The sequence below is a fragment of the Pseudoalteromonas sp. P80D2 genome, assembly GCF_036680945.1.
Classification (GTDB): Bacteria; Pseudomonadota; Gammaproteobacteria; order Enterobacterales; family Alteromonadaceae; genus Pseudoalteromonas; species Pseudoalteromonas shioyasakiensis.
Window position 1 is genome coordinate 1 of record NZ_JAZDAR010000024.1, and the last position, 3,148, is coordinate 3,148.

Sequence of the window (3,148 nt, forward strand, 5' to 3'; positions counted from 1 at the left end):
TCTGTTTGAGTGGTAATAATACCACCTAAATTAGTGTCCGGTTTCATTGAAGCACAACAATAACTAGTTTTCGTTTTTTATGTAGATGTGTTTGATTGTTTTCATTCTCAATATGAAATATTTGGTCAAGTGGATCAAGATGGTACAAAGCAATCGAGCTAACTAGAAATTGTCCATAGACGGGTTATGAATATAACTCACTTTTGCGCGTAGCTGGCATTTAAGGTGCTAATGTATAAATAATTAATTCTCGTTATGCAATTTAAGTAGCTTCTCCTCAAAATTTTCATATATTTAAGTTTCCAATTTTATTGGTATTGTTTATGCGTGTTCTCGTAATGTAATTTTATTTATTCTTGAAGAAGTAAATTCTCGGTTAAAGAGTAGCCTAAACAATTGTAATTCCTTTTGGCTAAGTGTAGGTTATTAATGATTAGATTATTAAAAACCGTATTTTGATAATCCTGGAAAATAACACATAGAGTGCTAACGGGAATTCTCGGTAATACGTCGTTAAATTACTATTCCATTAATTAAACACAGGGAAAGAAATGAACTCTTTTACAATTACACCAAAGGTAGATGAAACCCAAGAGTTCATCGAGATAGCGAACGATTTCTCTAATCCTCTTGACTTGGTCCGTGAAGCAATTAGCAATTCTTATGACGCTGGCGCTAGTGAAATTCATATTTCTTTTGAAGTTGTGAAGAAATACGGTGAGTCGATATTAAAAATAGCCATAAAGGATAATGGCTCTGGAATGACACAAGGGCAGCTTCAAAACTTTTTTGATCTTGGCAACTCAACACGACGAGAAGACAGTGACAGTATCGGAGAAAAAGGTCATGGAACTAAAGTTTACTTCAATAGTAATAGAATCGAAGTAAGAACATCTTGTGGAAATACTGGCTTTTTGGCTGTAATGGATGAGCCATTTAAGAAACTTTTTGATCGTCAGATTCCACGTGTAGAAGTTGAGAATGTTGACGAAGTTGAAAAAGGTACAGAAATAGTAATTTTTGGCTACAACAATAATCGAAGAGATAAATTTACTCATCCAATATTAAAAGACTATATAAATTGGTTTACTAAACACGGTGCTATTGAAAATCAGTTTTCTGTTTCATATAGAAAAGCAGTACTTTTTTTAAAAGGACTAGGGCGTGAAGATTTTGAAGAAATTGAGCAAGGGCATCGTTTTCCCGATGATAGCAAAGATATTAATAAACTATTCGAAGACCACCTCACGCAAGCACCTGACTTCTATTCTAAAAAAATAATTAAACAAGGCTTTTTGAAAAACTATCCGGAAATAAGCTACCAAGCAATCTTCTGCATTGAGGGAAAGTATGCGAAATATGGCTATAACGATATGTTGCGGCGCAGAGGGTATAGCGCACCTGAAGGAGCTTATACTATTCAGGAACGGTACGGGTTGTGGCTGTGTAAAGATTATATGCCAATCCAAAGAAAAAATGAGTGGATTACGCACAAAGGTTCTGAGTATACAAAGTTTCATGCCTTTATTAATTGCCAAGAGATGCGCTTGACTGCAAATAGAGGCTCTGTAGAAAACACCCCTAGTGAAGTTCTTCAAGATATAAAAGATGAAGTTAAAAAGATTTATGACGATGTGATCAAAAGTGACGAATGGACAGCAATGGAGTGGCTAGAAGAAGAGGCTTCATCCTACCAAACGACCGAGAAAGAAAAGAAAAACTTTGACTGGCGAATAAAGAAAATTAATCGGGCGAACGTCGCAGAGTATAAGGGAGTTCAGCTGGTAGAGCCGGAGCGCGAAAGTGGTGTTTTTTCAATCTTTATAATGTTATCTCAATTAGATGAAAAATTATTTCCCTTTGTTGTTATTGATTACGATACCCATGACGGCATTGATGTGATCGCAAAAGGAGACAGCACGACGCCTATCGCGAGTGCTAAACTATTTTATGTTGAATTCAAGCGCACTCTTAGCAAAGGATTCAATCATTCCTTTGAAAACTTGCATAGTGTCGTTTGCTGGGATACAGATATCAAGCATGATGACGTTCTTAGCGATATCAATAATGAAGAACGAAAAATGCAAATAGTTGCCCCAGAAGATAACAATGACTACACTCGGTATTTTTTAGACAATCCCAAAAAAGCTCATAAAATTGAGGTTTTTTGCTTAAAGTCTTATCTTAAAGAAAAACTGAAAATTGAATTTAGGCCAAGACCGTCAAATGCCGTATTTTAACAAGAGAGAATGAGCATGTGGAAATTTGCTGGTAACGTTGAATACGAATGCGATGTTTGTGGTGATACTGAAGAGATTTCTATTGAGGATTTCTCGGTCGAATGTATTGGTGGTGATGATCGTGGGATGGGACTGGAAAGTTTGTACGACGTAGTATACGAATTTGAATGTCCAGAGTGCGATTCTACTATTTCTCTAAATTTTCAGGTCAGTGAATATCCTTTAGAGGTGCTGAATTTTACGTTAAACAACTCAACTGGAGCACGAACAGATGGGGGCCCTGAGTTTGAGTATCTTCGAGAGATATACAGTGCAAGAGATTTATTTGAGCTACATGAGTCTATATCAGAGCTGATATCAGCACTACAGCAAGACGTTTCACTTTTATCCAGGCTTACGTCTAGGCAGTTTGAAGGAATTGTCGCGAAGATATTTGAGAAAAAAGGGTTTTCCGTTGACTTAACAAAGCAAACCCGAGATGGTGGCAAAGACATTATTGCAATTCATAGCGATGCAATGGGAATAAAAAATAAATACTTTATTGAGTGTAAGCACTACTCCGATAGCAACAAAGTTAGTATCGACGTAATTCGCTCACTCTATGGAGTGAAAAATACAAAAGAGGGACCCAATAAAGCGATACTTGTCACTACTTCAACTTTTACATCTGATGCTCGAAAATTCGTAGATAACGAAGCTTTAAGTAGCTGGGATCTTACGTTAGTTGACGGTCAGCAATTTATCGAGTGGCTAAATGAATATCAAAGCTAGCAAATCGCTGCTAGGGACAAGCTTGCGCTTCGGCTTGTGGGTCCTGCATCCTCTTTTGGAAAAAGCAAGCATTCTACCTAACTCATTAATTAGATGGTACGCCCCACCCATTAGCTAAACTCATAGTGTTGGCTATT

2 protein-coding genes are annotated in these 3,148 nt (G+C 36.9%); both read left to right on the forward strand.

Features of this window, described 5'->3' with window-relative positions; all coding sequences use genetic code 11:
* The first annotated feature begins 551 nt into the window (after window positions 1–551).
* The gene (locus tag VRK28_RS04785; protein WP_332393598.1) at window positions 552–2,240 is read left to right on the forward strand and encodes an ATP-binding protein; all 1,689 of its coding nucleotides are present in this window, start codon (window positions 552–554) and stop codon (window positions 2,238–2,240) included.
* 15 nt (window positions 2,241–2,255) lie between these two features.
* Complete coding sequence (locus VRK28_RS04790; RefSeq protein ID WP_332393599.1) at window positions 2,256–3,011, forward strand: restriction endonuclease; 756 nt, start codon at window positions 2,256–2,258, stop codon at window positions 3,009–3,011.
* The last annotated feature ends 137 nt before the right edge of the window (window positions 3,012–3,148 follow it).